This window comes from Legionella bozemanae (genome assembly GCF_001648595.1).
In the GTDB taxonomy this organism is placed as follows: Bacteria; Pseudomonadota; Gammaproteobacteria; order Legionellales; family Legionellaceae; genus Legionella; species Legionella bozemanae.
The window spans coordinates 84174-103114 of sequence record NZ_LBAW01000015.1; the positions used below are offsets into that span (position 1 = coordinate 84174).

An 18941-nucleotide genomic window follows, 5' to 3' on the forward strand; every position below is an offset into this window, starting at 1 on the left:
TTCATAATGGAGTTGAATTAAGAAACTTGAGGCACATTAACTCGAGTGTCAGAATAGGTACTTGCACTTCAGCAAGACATTCAATATAGTGAAATATCAAGTTGGTATGTAGTTCCACATTTAGACTATGGATTTAGCTTTATAAGGAATTTTACATGACAAGACTAGAAGAACTGCTTTATTCTTTGACTGCTGTAGTAGTTCGCTATCACGACAGTCAGCCAAAAGTGAAAAAATTAGTTGTTGCAACGGATGAGAATCTTCTCAGAGAAAAATCACTATCTTGCGCTAAAGAAATAATTCAGAATCAAGATATTCATTTTAAAATACGTTTGAATGATCTTATCAAACAGTGCTCAGATAGCGGCCGTAGGCCTTTCTTATATTATATTTTGCATGAAATAACCTCTCTGAAAGCTCTATTCGACCAAAAAACTTCTTTTGAAGCCGCAAAATTAGAAGAGTGCAAAAATCAAATTACTCAATTATTAATCGATTTTAAGCTTCTTTTAGATACCCCTAAACACAAAACTTATAGAATTACTTACAGTAAAACCGAAGACACCAAAAAGACAGCCCTTGATTTATCAGGTTTAAAAAATGATGGCTATATTGGAGGTGAGCTTTGTAATTCCGGGGAAATTTTAAACGATGAAGTATTAAGACGATTTAATATATGCACCTACACGTCCAATGAGCGGATTAGAGATATTGCCGAACAAATTTGCATGGAATATCAACATACGCTTTTAGTACCTGAACTAATGGAAAAAAACGAAGTTCAAAAAAGGATAAATTTAGAACAAAAGCAGGAACTAAATTCATTAACAAGCCAACAGGAAGAAAATCAAAAAAAATTGGAAACTACTTCTTCAAAACACTACGCTGCTCTTTACGTTTTTTACATTCTCTTTAAAAGACTGCAAGCGACAGAACAAAAGCAAAAAAAAATAATTGAGCAACAAGAAGAGACCATTGGCGAACTGAGACAAAAAATCAGTGAGTTAAACCATGCTGCGGATGCAAAACCAACGAGTTATAGGTTTTATCCCTCTTATTGAGAGTCTCTATCAGGATAAGGAAAATAGATAGCGATTCATCTCGAATCGCTGTACTAATTTGGCAGCGCACTCATATAAAGACTCATACTAATTACGGTCCGTTTCTGGAAGGTGAGCATTATTCTTCTTAGTCCTTAACTGAATCAATATATAGCTGCCAACAACTGCAATAATTAATAAACTAATGGAGAGCAGCGGTCGTGTCGCAAACCAGGCAATTGCAGTGGCAATGAGCCACACACACAACCCCAAGAGAAATGCTATAAATCCAGTACCAAATCCTACAATAGATCCTAAAAAAGGTACTACATCAGCTAAAATAACCAGTGGTTTCATGATTAGGGAGAATCCACCAATCAACATTAATAAAGAAAATAAACGCCAAACCCATGCGAGCAGTGAATTTTCGGATTGAGCCTGTGCAATCATTTCATCAGATGAATGCTGCCCTGTTGATAAGAGCATAATCCTTTGTCCTGCAGGGGCAAAATAGGGCTGAAAGGTCTCTCCTGTTTGTTGTCCAATAATACTCACTGTTTGTGGTTTAACAACTGTTAGATTAATACGCAGATCACCCACCTGGGGATTTTGAGCATCTTGCCCCAGGTATAGTTCATTATTAATTAGAGTAACTGGCTTATTCAATTTGCTCTTTAGAATTTCTTTATTAACCTGGGCTAAACTGACTGGTTCACTAATATTAATTTGTTTAATTAAAGCATCGGGCAGCAAAAAATCACCGACGGTTACTGTTCTCGCATACTCTGTTTGTGACTGAACAGGCATGGTTGGATTTTGATGTCCTACGGGATTTTTAAAAGTAGAGCTGTCGATTGCACTTTCTGACCAGACTTTATCATAGGTGTAGGTGGTTATATGTTTTTCCGAGCCGCCTAATTGTGATTCAGTTCTCGTTTCAGTTTTTTGTTTCCATTGATACATTTCAACCTTGCGATGGAGATTGATGGCATTTACTGTTACTCCTAGCAAGGAGTCGCTTAAATTATCTTTGGTAGTTGCTAAGCCACTTATATAAACAACTTTAAGATTATTTTGCTTATTTATAGGAGCATTCGGTACAGAAATTAGAACATTCTTGGTTTGCTCCAAAGATTGTGCCATATGCAAACTGTGTCCTTCGTTCCAAAACACGAGGACAATAGCACCAATAATTAAGGCAATTCCAATAAAAATACCAAGAAAAGCATCTTTTAATCGAGAAAACCATGAGGTTGTTGTTATTTCTTCTTCTGCCATGACATTACGCTCCATCGATTACTTATTATTATAGTGCACAAAGATCATCTGAAAAGGAAAAAATTAAAATTGAAATTAACCCCAAAAGCACCAATTAGTTTATTTAAACTACATCCACATAAATACACAAAAAATACTCAAGGATATTTTTTTAGACTTCTAATACCTAATGTGGATAAATCAGACCTCAATCCTTGCGGAAGCATTCAATCTCAATAACTTAACTCACAATAAAATCTTCTCCGATTCCAGGTATAATTTTCCATTGACAGGCTGCGCCGTGATAAGCAAGTGTATGAATATCCGGTTGTGCCGGACCATTGGCGGTGACCACAAAGACACAAGTTTTGGATTCAAAGCGTGCACCTTCAGTCGACTGAACAACAGTTACTGTATAGGCAATATCAAAAGTGGCATCCTCCTTAAAACCAAACCCATAGGTGAGAGGGTTAGCCGTCGAAATTCGTACTCGATTTATCGGCTGGCATGATTGATCAACCAGGAGTCCGTCCTCATTAATCATGCGCAAATTGACTTCCCATTCGCCATTCAGACTACTCACGTTATGCCAAGTGTGAACTGGGCAATAGGAAAACAAATGATTGGCAAATGCGTAGGGACTCAGGCCGAGAAAAACTACTATCTTGCAAATACGTTTCATTTTTAAATGATCCTTCCATTAATCAATTCGTACTGTTATTACATAAATGAGAATCATTTGCAAATGTACTACAGATTTTTTTCTTGAGTCGTTAACTCAGTTTTATCATAGATTTCAGCAAGGTGGTTTAACAGCTGAAAGAGATGAATCGTTCATATCTTCCTCAACTATCTCTTTCATTTCTTGAAGAGCATCTATTATTGAGGAAGGAAAATGTGCTGGATCGGAGATTTCTATACACTTTAATATTCGCACATGGATAGCACCCAAATCAGTTTTTTCTGCATTTTTCAAACTATCTTTTAACGCTTCTAACATACTGGCTTGTTGGAGAGGTAAACTGGATGTATCCTCTTCAGCTTCAGTAATTATATCGATTAGCTGCCCCATTTTTGCTCTGAACTCTTCTTTTTCAACTAAAATGCTTAAATCAGTGAGGAATTGTGAAAACTCAAGCTCTGAATTACTTATGCTAGACGAAATAAACTCAAAAAGTTTCTGCAGATCATTAGACTTATATTGTCCTTGCTCGATAGCTAACTCTTCTTGTTGAGCTATGATAATTAATTGCGCTTTCAAACCCTCTAAATAACGAAATTCTTTAGGGTTTAAATTCAATTTAAGTTGCAGTTCACTTATCAATTTCACCATAGTGTAGGTTTTTGAAAATTGCGTATTAAAAGTATGGACAATATTGCTAATTTCCTTATCTCCTATATCAAGTCGATACACCAGATCTGGAAAGCCTTTGGTTTGCAAAGGATATTTTCTATTTTTAACGGGGTCAGTGGAATTAAATCCAAAAAGAAACTCTCTAGCTGGATAAATTTCATTAGCCCAAGGATCACAGATAAAAGCGGAGCCCCAGCTTGAAGGATCTCGTGGATTTGAGGTTATAGGTCGTCCAACTACCACAAATGCATGATCCCCATCTACCATCTTATAGATTTCAATAGGCCGAATGCCCTTTTCTTTCAAATATTCAAAAGCCATTGCAGCCTGTAATAAGCAATTGCCTGCTTCATATTGCGCGCCAGACTTCGCAGCTGCTTCAATAAAGCCCTTCATGTAAGGGTAGGCCTCAATTAAGGATTGACGAATTTTTATTTGCGCACTATCGAGGTCTTTAATTTCTTTTTTATTTAAATCGTCGATTAAGATTTGCGCCAAATTAAGGCCTTGATCTTGCCGATATAATTGTTTTTTGTTTTCACTTAATTGAGCTTCTTCTGCAGGTTTATTATTTGCACCATAGGAAAGATTTCGTTTGACATGAGAAATCGCTTGTTTGGCAATTTCCAGATTCGCAGGTTGAGAAAACAACAATTGATTATGCTTGTAACGCATGTTTACCTCAGATAAAAGCTCATTCTTTTCATTAAAAACTTATTTAATAAATTCTTCTATTAAAAAATTATAGACTACCCTATACATCTTTGAAGGCATAATATGCCTCCGAAAATATTTTAAAATTTATTAATCCGAAGCCTGAAGTACTAAATGAATAAAATTGACAAAAGTGAATTATTTTTTTTGAAACCAGAAAATTAATTAGGGAATGTTCCGGTATGGGCCAGCTTGCAACGGGCACATAGACCTTTAATTTCTACAGTACAATTTATAATTGAAAATTGAATCGAATTCGCAAATTCTGTTACGGCGGAGAAATCTACAACGCTTTCTAATTCCTTGACAAAACCACAGTGGCTGCAAATTAGGAATTGGGCCTGCCCCATATGATCTCCATGCAAACAAGCAACATAAGATTTCAAACTATCGATACAATGAATAAATCCTTCTTGATGCCAAAACTGAATGGCACGATAAACTGTAGGTGGCTTGGGGTTCTCAGTTTGTTCGGATAATTTTTGTAGGATTTCATAAGCTCCAAGAGGCTTTCTCTCTTCCACTAAAATTTTGAGGACACGCTCTCTCGGTTCCGTAAATCGATACCCATGCTTTATACAATGCTTATAAGCCTTGTCCAACAAATTGTATTTCATCAATCATTTTTAAGTTTAATGGATCAAATACTATTGTACCACAGTCATTATTTTACCGAAAAATAATTAAACAAATACCGCAAGATATTTAACAGAAATTCTATTGGCATAAAAATTATTAAATGTGACTTGTTCTTTGGCAATAGAATGTTACAATGTAACACTTTCGAAAGGTTGGTTTGCAAAATAATTAATTTTCATTTCCTATAGGTTTTAAGGACAGGAAAATTTTCTTTGCTTACTGGATCTTATCTAATTTTAAGGTTTTAAGAGTTACTGTAATTGTTAATGACTTTTCTGAAATTAATATTGATGAACAACTGATAAAGTCAAGAGAGTCCCCTTTAAAGCGGACTTTTGCAAAAAAGCGGGCTCTTTAATGTCCTTTAAATGGAGGAAACCAATGTATTTTTATAATTATAGATTCCGCCTTCCAGATGACATCCAATTTTCCGATCCTGAGCAAACCTCAATGCGAATTGATCAGATGTTAAATGCCTCCAGAAACTTGGGATTAGTACGCATAGCAATTGACTTGACCAGCCCCAATAAAAGTATCAGTTTATTATGTAAATCTCAAAATGCTCATGCCATAGAGTCAGCAGTAACTCAAATTTTGTTGACCCAAGAAATTACGTTGTGCAGCGACATGGAGGAAGAAGCGCTGTGGTTTGAAGAGAAAGGGGCGCATAACGGTCAGGTGTTTCAAGCTGAGTCTATACATACAGGTGGTATTAAAAAGAAAAGAAAAAAAATATCGCATAGGTTCTCTCCCCCCCCTTACGCTCACTCCCGCAGTCACTCCACCTCCCACGACCACTCTCATGACCACTCTCATGACCACTCTCATGACCACTCTCATGGACACTCTCATGGACACTCCCATGGTCATGAAAATCATTGGGTTAAAGCCGCATTAGGTTTGATTTGGGGAGTAGCCCTGCTTGTTCTTGCTATAGGGAGTTTTAATATTCCTCTTCTTGCCTATTATGCCATAACCGGCCTTACTACTTTGATGACACTGTATTTGGGATATACCGTTTATCAATCAGCATGGTATGCCTTGCTTGAAAAGAAATGGGATACTACAACTTTATATACTATCAGTACCTTAACCATCGTTGCCGTATCCATTGCCAGTCTGTTTATTCCCGGACTACCCATGATGTTTGAGGCAGCGCCTTTGGTCTTAGGTTTTTGGCATTTAGGCGAAGGCATTGAACATACTTTAATCGATAAAATCACTAAAAAATTAGACGTTCGTGATTGTGTGGATCCCTTAGTCCTATTAAAGGGTAAACCAGACATAGAGATTTCAGTGAAACACTTAATTCCTAACGATATAATTCTCGTGAAAAAGGGACGTGTTATTCCTGTCGATGGGGTATTAACCACAGAAGCATTACTTTATACCACACGAATCGATGGTTCACCTGAACTCAAAAGGTTTAAAGCAGGCGATGAAGTCAAAGCCGGAATGCGTTTAGCCGATCATATTCCTTCATTGGAAATGCGGGTTACAAAGACCTATCAAAACTCGTACCTTTCATTATTGGCGGAAAATATTGATAAAGCGAACGAGGAAAAAGCACCTGTTGAAATCTTTGCAGATAAGGTATTGAAATATTTTATTCCTGGTTTGCTTGGAATTGCACTGCTCTCAGGCATTATTATAGGTTCCGTGTTTAATCCCGCGCTTGCAATTCAATGTGTCGTATCGGTTCTTGTGAGTGCATGTCCATGCGCTTTAAGCCTGATTACCCCCTTGGCGGTTAAAATCGGCATGCAAAAGGCCTCTGAAAATGGAATTATTTTTAGGAACGGTAAAGCACTACAAGCAGCGGCTAATATTGATACTGTTGTTTTTGATTTAAATGGCACGCTGACTCAAGGGAATGTCACAGTAGAAGCGTTGACGATTGATGATAAAAAGTTTTTGAGCCACGTCGCGTTATTAGAAGGCCAAGCCGACCATCCATTAGCAAAAATTATTAAGTCTTATATCGAAGATCAAGGCATCATTGCAGATGAGCAATCAGAAATAACTTCTGTTGATCAACGTCATCACTCAGGCATCAAAGGTGTGATTAAGGGTGAAACATTTATGATCGGCAATAAAGACATGCTTGCCGCGAATGGAGTCATGCAGATTAACGCGCCCTATAATAACCCTGAAAATGGTTCCATCTATATTGTACGTGAAAAAAACGTGATAGGACAAATTTCCTTAATCGATCCATTACGTGAAGATGCCATTGCTACAGTAAATGAATTAAAGCGTCTGGGTAAAACGGTACATATTTGTACCGGTGCAGATCGGGAAACTGCAGAAAAATATGCAAAATTATTGGGTATTTCTAAAAAGAATATTTTTGCGAATACAGTAGGTGTTGTCACGCGAACTGGCGAGATATCTAAAGAAAGTTATATTGAACAGTTAAAGCATGATGGCTATAAAGTGGCTATGGTAGGTGACGCAGCAAATGATCTCACAGCCATTAGGCATTCCAATCTCGGTATTGCTGTTCAATCGAAAATTGGTGATGACATTACACAGCAATATGCAGGCATAGTGGTTCAGCAAGGAAGACTATTTTCTATTGCAACTGCATTTGATATCGCAGCAAAAACAACAAAAAATATTGCCCAAAATTTCTGCGTGAGTTTAACCTATAATTCAACAATTACTTTAGTGGCGGCAGGACTGTTTGTTGCTTTAGGTTTTGCCCTTAACCCTGCACTTGGGGTGGCATTAATGGTGCTTGAATCAGCGATTGTTTTACTGAATTTATATCGTTTCAAAGAACAAGAAGTTGTAACAACTTCCACATCAAATAGTAATAGTGCAGGAGTGGATGAAGTTTCTGAAGATACAACTTTCGATTTATTGAATGTTTTGGGTTATCGCCCCCAACCTAAATCAAATCTTGATAGTGCTGGGGCAGAGCCTTTCACAATGGGCTATCAAACGAACCCTTTATTTACACCTCGACCTAAAGAGAAAAATTATTCTTTTTCCGTTCATGACGTAACTTCATGCGATGCAACCTGTCAAATCTCTTGATCACATCTGAACTGAAATCGATTAAAAAAAATTAAAGCTCCCCAATCTCATAATAAGAGTCCCTGCTCTTAAAACCTAACTTGGCTTCATATTCTCGTTGTTATGTCCCAATGAAGATTCTCTTGCAATCTTAAGTTTACTTGACATCGTATTGGCTTGCCAAAAAAGAACCCCACTGTCTACAATATTTGAGCTAAGATGAGTTGGACAATGACGCTCAATGAACTCTTCCCATGTCAAATAACATGGATCATCAAGTTGATAATCAGCTAAATGAGTTCCAGGGAGCAACTTATTTTTAAAACGATCCCCATATAAAAGACACTCATATAGTGCAATAAATTTTTGATACTCACTAAAAGAAAAATGCTCGTAAAATTTACCCCTATAACCATAAAGAATGAACAACAATTCATGAACTGCCGTTGTTGCATCAAGATCCAGAGTGATTGACTCCGTACTGTTTTTTTTATTAATTATAAGCTTCATTAGTGACCATTAATTAAAAATGAGCCATAACTTATTAATATATTTAAAGTAGCGAGAAATCAATATAGTTATCTGAACTTTAACCATCTAATCCATTAAAGCCCATTCTCAGAGCTGAGAGTAAGGGTTCCAAGCGATGCGTTACTAGAGCTTTTCTACCATATTAATAATCTCGCCGAGTGAAAGATGGCTCACCTTTTTATCGAGTGCAACAAAATTGTGCTTACATTGTGAGCAGTTGATCATATTTTTATCTCATGTTCAGTTAATTCCTTGTTGCCCAAAGATTTCTTTCTAGAAATTACAAATTTTTTGCTATGATTAACTGACTTTTGCCCGCATTTTGCTTTCATTGCAAGCGAAAATATTTGGTTAAGATCATCTATTGTCAGTATGTTCATACACTAAAACACTCTAGTTATTAAGATTGAAAAGAGCATATGATTAAAGGGACATTAGTGGTAACGATACAGTACGTTTAAAAGACATATCATATCACTATTTAATAAACTGGATATTAATATGAAAAAACTGTTTTACAGTCTGTTGGTGGTTTTGGTAGGTATTGGATTATTGTACTTATTTCAACCATTTCTGGGGTTTAATATTGCAATTTCTGAGGTATTAGGCCGATCTTTTCCATTTCTAAAACCACAAGCCCCCCAAGATATTGATCTAAAGAATGATTTTATACTTAAACCTTATGTTCGGAATTTGGATAGTCCCCGATTTATGTACGTTACGGAATCTGGAGATTTACTTATAACAGAACCTCCAAAAGGAAACGTACTCCTCATACCTTATAAAAAACCAGAGCAGAAACGAATACTGCTTTCTGGTTTGAACAATCCTCACAGTATGGATGTTTATGAGAACTACCTATATATTGCAGAAGAAAATGCTATTGGACGAATCGAATTTGATGCAAAAGAGGGACGCACTATTGGTCGTTATGAACGGATAATTAAAAATATTCCGGATGATGGCGGCCATTGGACCAGAACCATTAAATTTGGCCCTGATGGATATGGCTATGTATCTATTGGTTCTTCTTGCAATGTCTGTATTGAAAAAAATCCTTTAAGAGCCTCTATCTCTCGGTTTAAACCAGGAGATGATCATATGACAGTTTATGCCACAGGGCTTAGAAACGCTGTTGGATTTGATTGGTCACCCACAGATGGAGGACTTTATGCAACCGAAAATAGTCGTGATTATTTGGGAGACCATTTTCCACCCGACGAATTGAATCTGATTCAAGAAAATCAATTTTATGGATGGCCTTACGCAAACGGTGATCGTGTTCCAGACCCAAAATTTGGCATTGGGCAAGAACAAATGATTAATAAATCACAAATCCCTGTTTTCAAATTTGCCGCCCATCAGGCACCGCTGGGTATCACTTTTATAAAAAATCCTCAATCCCCATTGTATAAAAAAGCACTGATTGCCTTTCATGGCTCCTGGAATAGCTCAATTAAGGTCGGTTATAAAGTCGTTAGTTTAACTTTTGAAAATGGAGTTATAACTCAAAATGATTTTATTACTGGATTTCTCAAAAATGGTAAAGTAATTGGCAGACCTGTACATGTCGTCGAAGGTAAAGACGGTGAATTGTATCTATCTGATGATTTTAATGGAGTGATTTATTTGATTGAACATAAGTAGGGACAACAAGACTCTTGTTTTTTAATTTTCAGCGGGTTATAAGAAGATGTGATCAAAAAAGATGCACATTATCTTTTTTTGTGTTAAATTAGCACTCATTTTATATTTATTGGGTAGCTAATATGTTCTTTGTTCGATTAGATGTATTATTGGTCGCATGTTTCTTAATGTTGTTTCAGCAATCAACACACAGTCACGGACTTATAGAAAAGCCTATGTCTCGCGAGTATTTTTGCGGCAAAGTGACTCAGCCCCATCATATTGAGCCTGACAACACACTTCCTTATGCAGAATGTCGCCCCATTTTAACAAAGGGAGATGGAAGTTATAATCATGATGTCTACCAGTTTATGAGCGTATTAAGCCATACTCGGGGGTATTATCAAAATGACAATTTACCAAAACACGTTTGCGGTTTTGATAGCGAGACATTTAAAGGAAAAGCATCTCCCTGGGATGCCGCCATTAATTGGCCCACCAACAAAATAACCACAGCCACACAAGAATTTGTCTGGGATATTTCTTATGGCCCCCACTTTAGCGATACGGAACATTTTCGGTATTGGATTACCAAAGCGGATTATCAATTTAATAAAAATCAACCCTTAAAATGGACCGATTTTGAAGTAGAACCCTTTTGTGAGCTCGCATGGGATGACAAAAATCCGCCTCAAGATAAAAATACCATTTGGGCTGATAAGAAAAACAATAAATTTCATATGACATGTAATATACCAACACGTACAGCCCGCCATGTTATCTATGCGGAATGGGGACGAGATCAAAGCACCAATGAACGATTTCACTCGTGTATTGATGTTGCGTATTAATTGTCACTCCCTAGAAATAAATGCTCCCCCTAGGTGCCGCGTTTTATGCGCGGTATCCAAAACAATGCTTTTATAGTCATTCTGAGTTTTTTTAAAGCAAAATCATTGAATAACACGCATAAAGCCTGAAAGTTCCTCACAAAATTTAAACAGGAAAAGATGTATTCTACACAAGCAATATATTTTTCATTTTAACTTAACAACCGTAGGTTATGGTGAGATTATATCTCTGAAACCAATTGCTCAAACGTTAACCTGGTTTGAATCGTTAATAGGACAATTTTATTTAGCAGTTATCATCGGCCAGTTATCATCGGCCAGATTGTCGAAGGAGAGGTGGTGTAGCCACCCGTTTATCACTTATTTATTGCGGCACTTTATTAAAAAATACGTTGCCATCTCACCAACTCCCTTGACTAAAATGGTTCCTCTTTTTTCAAACTCGAATCGATCTTTCAGAATTTGGTATGTTGCTTCACTTACATGGATTCGCCCCGGTTCGCCGTGAGACTCCATACGGCTTGCCAAATTGATGGTTTTTCCCCATAGATCATAAGAAAATTTTTTCTTTCCGATGATACCACCCACTACAGCTCCAGTATGAATCCCTATGCGTACTTGAATGGGATAATGAAGCTTTTCGTTCATCCTATTTATCTTTTCAAGTACACTGCATGCAAAATTAGCGACAACTTCAGCGTGAAATTGATTGTTTATTGGAGCACCTGCCACCGCCATATAGCAATCTCCTATCGTTTTAATTTTTTCAAGACCGAATTGATCAGTAAGTTCATCCATAGTGGAAAATATAGTATTCAACATCCTAATCAACTTACCTGGGGTCAGGATATCTGCCAAATTAGAAAAATTAACAATATCAATAAATACAGCGGTTACAGAAGGAAATCGTTCAACGATTGTTTGTTCACCTAGTTTTAAACGTTCCGCAATAGAGCTCGGCACAATACTCAACAAGAGTTCATCTGATCTTTTCTTGGCTTCTTGTATTTGGATAAGATAAAGTTTTTCTTTGTCCCTTAATATCTTTTTTTCTATGGATGCTTCGATTCGAGCTTTAAAAATAACAGGATTAAATGGCTTAAGAAGATAATCATCAGCCCCCATCTCGAGACAACGTACTACTGCATCAATTTCTTTGAGGGGAGAAATAACAATTACAGGAAGATAGTAATAACGGCTATCTCCCATGATTCGTTTTAAAACTTCAAAACCACTTATCCCTGAAGTGATAATTGATAAAAGTATTAAATCGAAATTACCAGTACTTAGTTCATCAAGTACTTTAGAAGCATTACCACAAGGCGTGGCATTAAACCCATAATGCTTTAAACGACGTATTAATAAATCTCTCGCCATTTCATTGTCTTCAACAACAAGAATAGAACCTTTGGGAGGTATAGGCTTATAGATAATTTTATTGTCAAGCGGAGGAATAGAGACAATCACATCATGAATTATAATATTCGATTTCTTAAATTGTGCTAATAGATCTGTGCCCCTCCATTGTATTTGGGCTAATTTATCTATTTCGTTTATATAATTAATGAACAATTTTGCAGCTAGAAGAATTTTTCTAATATCATGAGTAAATTGCTCCTGTTCGACTGAGAGCTCTTCATCCAAAAGGAGCTCACAATAACCAATAACTGAATTAAGCGGCGTAAGTAAATTAAATTGCAATTCGCTGCTGAATGTTTTCAAATTAAATGCTTCTGATTTCCCAGCAGTAGAGCTGAAATGTAACACCTCCTCTACACGGCTTTGTAAGAGTTTTCCCGATTGTAAAATCTTTTTAAGATCATCCTCATACGTTTCAAGCTGATGGAAGACAAGTTCCTCAAGTAGGATTTCGGCATAGCCAACAATGACATCAAGAGGCGTGGAAAACTCACTACGTAAACTGGCAAATAAAGCCTCTCGTTCACGCCTCAGGGTTGAGTTATGCTCCTTCTTTATTTTTTTATCGAAATCCATTAATTATGTTCCTCATAGAGTTAAATATGCGGTGGCTCAACACGCTTTCACTAATCGCTCAATTTTTTCAAGAAGACGAGGAAGATCAATAGGCTTCACTTCATAATCATCACAGCCTGCAGCTACTGCTTTTTCCCTATCTCCTACCATAGCATGCGCCGTTAGAGCAATAATCGGGATGGCGCTGGTCTCTGGAGCAGATTTAAGTTGTCGTGTAGCATCGTATCCATCCAAAACAGGTAGGCTTAAATCCATTAAAATGAGATCGGGATTTTCAGCTCTTGCCATGCTCACGCCTTTTTCCCCATCGACTGCACTAATGATCTCATATCCTTTACGTTGCAAACGTCTTGATAGCATATCAAGATTCAATTCATTATCTTCAACAATTAAGATCTTTATCGTCATCGCAATATCTCCTAGCGATTTTTAATTATTTGTTCAATCTGATCCGTTATCGTGGCAACAAGTTGCTCCCGACTATAGGAGTTTTTTTGTAAAACTACTTTGCTCGAATTCATCAGAAAGTCTCGTTCTTCTTGGGTTAAATCCTTTGCAGTGAAGATGATTACAGGAATTTGAGCCCATTTTTCATGTTTTTGTAATTCACGAATGACAGCAAAACCATCCATTTCTGGCATCATTAAATCCAGGAGAATCAGAGAAGGAGTCTGGTCAGCTAAAACCTCTAAAGCATCACGACCATTTTTTGCCTCCAACACATTCCATCCCGACTTTTTAATCGCTCTTCGAATAATATTCCGTGCGTCTGCTTCATCATCCACAATTAATATAGATTTAATAGCATCCTGCGGTAATATACTCTCAATTTTCTCCATAAGTGTCTTAGGTTCAACGGGTTTATTGAGATAGTCAACAGCACCTAAAGCAAAACCCAAGTCTTTTTCCAGCAGCATTGAGACCAGAATCACGGGAATATTAGCCAGATTAGGATCAGATTTTAATGCTGATAAGGTAGTCCATCCATCCATCATGGGCATAATCACATCAAGAGTAATCAAGTCAGGCTGATATTTTTTTGCTAAAGAAAGGCATTCTTCACCATGGAATGCGTGTAACACTCTTATACCTGATTTTTCTAAAGCCTTTTGCATTATGTCATGTATTTTAGGATCATCATCAACCACCAGGACCGTTTTGGCTCCTACTTCTCCATGGACTTGTTGTTCAGGTAATTTTACCTGAGATATTTTTTCAACGCCTACTTTACTAATCAGCGGCAAAACAATAGTAAACGTGGAGCCCTTACCATATTCACTATCGATACTCACGTCACCTCCTAGAATTTTAGAGAAGCTTTTCGTCAAATACAAACCTAACCCAGTTCCACCAAATCGACGCGCGGTCGAGGATTCTGCTTGAGAGAATGCTTTAAACAATGTACCTAATTGCTCACGAGTCAGTCCGATCCCTGTATCACTGACTGAAAATTGCATATACGGTTTACCGTCACTCATTAACGGTTTAACCGATAAAGTAATCGTACCTTCTTTGGTAAATTTAGCTGCATTGCTTATTAAATTTAACAGACATTGTCTGACTTTCACGAGATCGGTATGCATCGTGTCCACCCGAGGATCGATCTCACATTTAAATGTATTCATATTCTTGCTCATCAAAGGAGTAATTATAGCCTCCAACTCCTTAATCATCTCGGGAATTTTGACATCTTCCAGGAAAATATCCATCTTACCTGCTTCAATTTTCGATAAATCCAAGATATCGTTGATAAGCGACAACAAATGTTTTGCTGAAGACTCTATTTTTTTGAGATCATCCAGATAAATCTCATGTCCCTCATCTTCCATTTCTTCTTTCAATAATTCGCAATAACCAATGATAGCATTGAGTGGCGTGCGTAATTCATGGCTGGTATTGGCAATAAATTCAGATTTTGCTTTATTAGCCACTTCCGAGTCTTTTTTAGCTTCATTTAATTGTACCACCAACTGTTCCAAATTCTGATTTACATTTTGCAGCTCCTTGGTTCTTGACTCTACCAATTCGTGTAAATGCTCTTGAGTATATTGCAGGCTTTCGGCCATATCATTGAAGGTTTTAACGACTCTGTTAAGATCATCATAAGGCGTCATACTTAAACGCTGCTCTAATCCGCCTTTGTCTTTGGTGATCTGATACATTGCCGAACTTAAACTACCCAATGATTTAGAAATAGCGTGATATAAAAAATATCCTACGATACTAATAAATAGAAGGATGCCCAAAGGTAAAGAAACCATAATAATACGATTGGTTGCAATCAGCTTATGAAAAGTCTTTAATGATTGATCCTTTAATTTCTTTGTAATTTGATCCAAGTTGTCAAATTGTTTTGCAAGAGACGCTAAATTTTCCTTTACCGCAATATGATTTTTTTGTAATTGCAATTGAAGATTGTTGAGTTCTTTTCGCAGGGAGAGGATACTTCCTGAACCCTGGGTTAACTGATTAACAACCAAGTTAAATTGGTTGCCTAAATCCAATGCGGCTTGGTGCAGTTGCGGATTATCCTGTAATAAAGTACTTAATTGTTGCAATTTACTGCGTGTTACTGGGATTAGCTGCAATAGTTGATTATCTTTTAAATTATTCAATTCATCGGAATTTTCTTCATCAGCAATTTCTTCGATCAATGCCATGAGCTGTGCGAGTTCTATATTAATTTTTTCATCGATACGATGAGCATCTGCAGCATTACTTAAAATCAGAGTTTCTAATGCTCCTTTAAGCTGGTCACTTTGTGGAAGTTTTCCATCCTGGAAATAGCCACGTAGTTGGCGTATGTTTTTTTTATATTGATAAGTTAAAATACCGCTGATATTTTCAGACTTATTGTGAATATTTTTAATTTGCTGATCAATAATTCTTTTTTGATCTGCCAACTCGTTTTTCGCTTTCAAAAAGGATTGAGTCAACTTCAATAATTGATCGTCAATTTTTAAAAATTCCTGATAGATCACTTTAAGATTTTCAAGTGCCTGCAAGACAGAGGAAACTTTATTGGTAACCAAAGCCAATTGTTCCTCCCCCTCAATAAAAATCGTCTCTATCGGTAAACGAGGCTCCAGTTTGGATAAATCATTTTCTTCATGTGCGGTTAAAATGCTTTGTTGGCGCACCAAGAATTGAGTTCGTGCATTACTCATTCTAAATCGCGCGTTTTCAATTGAAGTCACCGTTAATAAAAGGTTTTGATTTTGAAGCAGTTGATGATTAAGATAGAGTGCAGCCAAGCTAAGGATCATCGTAAAAATAACGGTAAGAATATAAAATAACAGAAACACGTTTACTAATGATAATCTTAGTTTCCTGTACATTAATAATCCTTCCACTTATTCTTTAACAAACGAATGCAATTCAGTCCAATCAAGAGAGGTAAATTTTCCATTTCTTAATATAGTAGGCCAAACTGTATGTAATGCCTGGTGATTGTTTTTATCATAACTGATGGGAATATCGATGCCTATATCCACATCGCGCATGTTTTGCATCACATCAACAAGCCCTTCTCGCGTCAATTTATTAGCATCCGCAGCACGTTGTAATGCCAGGACAAATAATTTTGTAGCGAGGTACCCCTCTAATGAGATATAGCCTGGTTGGGCATCATGTGCATATTTTTTTAGACTCTCTCGATACTCTTTGACAGCAGGAAGATCAGAGTTATAACTAGGAACAACCTGAGTCACTATCACGCGGTTATCTCCCAATGTGCCAAGCTCTTTTAGCAAAGTTTCACTTCCCACAAAAGAAACATTGAGAAACAGGGTATTAGGCAGGTCTTCAACCGCCAATTTAATGAATCGAGCAGCAGGAAGATAAGGAGCTACTATAATAATCGCCTTTGGCATTTTTTTTGCATCCAGGATCTCGGATAAACCCTCCTCCACATTTACTGTATTTCTGGTGAACCGACCATGCATTAATTTTTCTGAATCTTGATAACCTTCTTCCTTTAACGCTTTTATAGCACCAAAATAACCGGAATCCCCAAACGAATCATTTTGTGTAAAAAATGCAATTTCATCGGGTTTAATTCCTGCTTTTAATAAACCTTTCACCATGGCCGCAGTTTCTTCTGCATAACTTGCACGAAAATTAAAAACGTACCGATCGGGGGGGCTTTTACGGAGCACTTCTGTTCCAGCATAACAACCATAGAGTAGTGTCTGCAATTCTTGGGCAATAGGTACTGAAACCACCGCAGTTGGAGATCCCACATTGCCGATGACAGCGAGCACTTGATCCTGCGTAATTAATTTGCGCATGTTAGGCGCAGCAAGCGAAGGCTCATAGGAATCATTATAGACAATAAATGTTAATTTTTGACCATTGATACCACCAGCAGCATTTATTCTGTCAAAATACGTTTTGATTCCAAGGGTCATGCCCTGCCCCAACGTTTGTGCCGGACCTTCCAAAGCAGTGCTGCTTCCTATCCTAATAGGTGATTGATTGGCCGTGGACAAGGTTGCTTGTGCAAATGATAGTTGAGCAAAAGTAAGGAGTATAAAAATAATACTCCTGCTGAATGAAAATAAAATCCATTCCTTTATCATTTGTTTATCCAAGAGAGAAATATTTTATGATAAAAAAAGTATAGTTGATTCAACGCATGTAAGCACCTCGAATAAGGATTTTTTTGCGAAATAATTTATTTTATCGAGAAATACCCGTATATATTTTGTTGGCTTCCAAGATCTTAAGAGGATTACCATAAGGAAAAAGCAAAATTCCTAGCAGCTTTTAACTCTCTCCCCATGAGCTGATAAAAGAAAAGTTATGAACAACACGCAATCAAAAGGAATAAACGAATCACTTTGGATAATAATTCAGCATTATCAGAGTAACCGCAACACCTTGAGCGCTTCTGTTGTACGTAGCAAAATCATAAAACTCAACTGCCCTCAACGCAAAGTTAGAATTAATCTGATAAGATAAGGAGCCGCCAAGAAAAGGATCAACATCTACAGTGTTTGTGTTCTGAGAAAAAAATTGACGAGGGGCAACCGTAGTCGCTGTCAAGTATGTTGAAATAACTGATGCACCACCAACTATACTGGCTCTTAATCTACTTTTAGGGTTAAGAGTATATCCTATAATAGCTACCAATGACTTACTTGATCTGGAAATTTTTAATCCATCTTTTATTTTTGAATGAGTAAAAATTTGATTATAATCCAGTTCATAAGTGAAGGGTAAGTTGTCACCAAGGCCTGCTCCAAACCCCCAACGCATCCCGCTGGCATTGTTGGGAAACACATCCCGAGGTGTAAAATGTATTGTTGACTGGTCGGGAGGAGATAATGACAATTGATTGTCGTTGAAAAAAGTGTGTGTAAATACATATCCGCCTGTGATGTAAAAAGAACCATGGCAGCGCCAATCTGCTTTATCACAGTTTTTTTTAGCTTCTGCAGCAAAAATTAGGTTGCTTAGCGTTATTGAAAAGATTATTGCGACAATTTGATATTTAACCACATGCTTATCCTTAAAAATTAATAAATTTTATTTTATATAAAGCTCGGACTATTGGAATACTTAATTCTGCCTTTTATGCAACGAACAAGAAATACATAATACCAATAAATAATGTAATTTTTTGACCCTGGGCACATATATAAATAAGTTGGTCAAAAAACAATTTATTTTCCAATTAATTCAGTATATTCCCGCATTGTATTGGCAGTGATTTCTCTAAATCGTTCCGGTGTTAGGTCATTAGAAAGAGGGCTGGAGTCCTTGCTGTGAATTAAAAATTTCTCATATGCATTTTTACCTAGGAGAGTAAATAAATTATTCAATTCTGGAATAGTAAAATTTAATAGAGCCAAATTTTCTTCCGGCATCAGCGGCAAAATACGTTGCTTCACCTGCGTTTCATAAGCATAA

At 36.9% G+C, this 18941-nt stretch carries 15 protein-coding genes; 4 read left to right on the forward strand and 11 right to left on the reverse strand.

Going from position 1 to position 18941, the window contains the following annotated elements:
* The first annotated feature begins 155 nt into the window (after window positions 1-155).
* Window positions 156-1061, forward strand: a complete 906-nt coding sequence (locus A8O27_RS12010; protein ID WP_058458252.1) for a hypothetical protein — start codon at window positions 156-158, stop codon at window positions 1059-1061.
* A gap of 87 nt (window positions 1062-1148) precedes the next feature.
* Here A8O27_RS12010 and A8O27_RS12015 read toward each other — a convergent pair whose 3' ends face one another.
* The 4 genes from A8O27_RS12015 to A8O27_RS12030 all read right to left on the reverse strand — a co-directional run bounded on the left by A8O27_RS12015 (window position 1149) and on the right by A8O27_RS12030 (window position 4982).
* Window positions 1149-2318: a TMEM43 family protein gene (locus A8O27_RS12015; RefSeq protein WP_058458253.1), complete on the reverse strand. Its 1170-nt coding sequence runs from the start codon at window positions 2316-2318 to the stop codon at window positions 1149-1151.
* Between the two features lie 220 nt (window positions 2319-2538).
* On the reverse strand, window positions 2539-2979 hold the full coding sequence (locus tag A8O27_RS12020) for a hypothetical protein (protein ID WP_058458254.1): 441 nt from the start codon (window positions 2977-2979) through the stop codon (window positions 2539-2541).
* Window positions 2980-3093: 114 nt separating this feature from the next.
* Complete coding sequence (locus A8O27_RS12025; RefSeq protein WP_058458255.1) at window positions 3094-4326, reverse strand: hypothetical protein; 1233 nt, start codon at window positions 4324-4326, stop codon at window positions 3094-3096.
* A 200-nt stretch (window positions 4327-4526) separates the two neighbouring features.
* The gene (locus A8O27_RS12030; protein ID WP_058458256.1) at window positions 4527-4982 is read right to left on the reverse strand and encodes a Fur family transcriptional regulator; all 456 of its coding nucleotides are present in this window, start codon (window positions 4980-4982) and stop codon (window positions 4527-4529) included.
* Window positions 4983-5385: 403 nt separating this feature from the next.
* Here A8O27_RS12030 and A8O27_RS12035 point away from each other — a divergent pair, with 403 nt between their 5' ends.
* The gene (locus tag A8O27_RS12035; RefSeq protein WP_058458257.1) at window positions 5386-8046 is read left to right on the forward strand and encodes a heavy metal translocating P-type ATPase; all 2661 of its coding nucleotides are present in this window, start codon (window positions 5386-5388) and stop codon (window positions 8044-8046) included.
* 75 nt (window positions 8047-8121) lie between these two features.
* Here A8O27_RS12035 and A8O27_RS12040 read toward each other — a convergent pair whose 3' ends face one another.
* Window positions 8122-8535, reverse strand: a complete 414-nt coding sequence (locus A8O27_RS12040; protein WP_058458258.1) for a hypothetical protein — start codon at window positions 8533-8535, stop codon at window positions 8122-8124.
* Window positions 8536-9057: 522 nt separating this feature from the next.
* Between A8O27_RS12040 and A8O27_RS12045 the strand changes: the two genes are divergently transcribed.
* Entirely contained in the window at window positions 9058-10203 is a 1146-nt protein-coding gene (locus A8O27_RS12045) for a PQQ-dependent sugar dehydrogenase (RefSeq protein ID WP_058458259.1), read from the forward strand.
* Window positions 10204-10325: 122 nt separating this feature from the next.
* Complete coding sequence (locus tag A8O27_RS12050) at window positions 10326-11033, forward strand: lytic polysaccharide monooxygenase auxiliary activity family 9 protein (RefSeq protein WP_058458260.1); 708 nt, start codon at window positions 10326-10328, stop codon at window positions 11031-11033.
* A gap of 360 nt (window positions 11034-11393) precedes the next feature.
* Here the strand turns inward: A8O27_RS12050 and A8O27_RS18490 are convergent, their stop codons facing one another.
* The 6 genes from A8O27_RS18490 to A8O27_RS12080 form a co-directional block, all read right to left on the reverse strand.
* Entirely contained in the window at window positions 11394-13028 is a 1635-nt protein-coding gene (locus tag A8O27_RS18490; RefSeq protein ID WP_082642395.1) for an adenylate/guanylate cyclase domain-containing protein, read from the reverse strand.
* 36 nt (window positions 13029-13064) lie between these two features.
* Entirely contained in the window at window positions 13065-13436 is a 372-nt protein-coding gene (locus A8O27_RS12060) for a response regulator (RefSeq protein WP_058458261.1), read from the reverse strand.
* A gap of 11 nt (window positions 13437-13447) precedes the next feature.
* Entirely contained in the window at window positions 13448-16366 is a 2919-nt protein-coding gene (locus A8O27_RS12065; protein WP_058458262.1) for a response regulator, read from the reverse strand.
* A 15-nt stretch (window positions 16367-16381) separates the two neighbouring features.
* Window positions 16382-17608: an ABC transporter substrate-binding protein gene (locus tag A8O27_RS12070; RefSeq protein WP_082642396.1), complete on the reverse strand. Its 1227-nt coding sequence runs from the start codon at window positions 17606-17608 to the stop codon at window positions 16382-16384.
* Window positions 17609-17864: 256 nt separating this feature from the next.
* Window positions 17865-18530 carry a hypothetical protein gene (locus A8O27_RS12075; protein WP_058458263.1) on the reverse strand — a complete coding sequence of 222 codons (666 nt, stop codon included), beginning with the start codon at window positions 18528-18530 and terminating at the stop codon, window positions 17865-17867.
* 164 nt (window positions 18531-18694) lie between these two features.
* Window positions 18695-18922, reverse strand: a complete 228-nt coding sequence (locus A8O27_RS12080) for a hypothetical protein (RefSeq protein ID WP_058458264.1) — start codon at window positions 18920-18922, stop codon at window positions 18695-18697.
* Window positions 18923-18941: the final 19 nt, after the last annotated feature.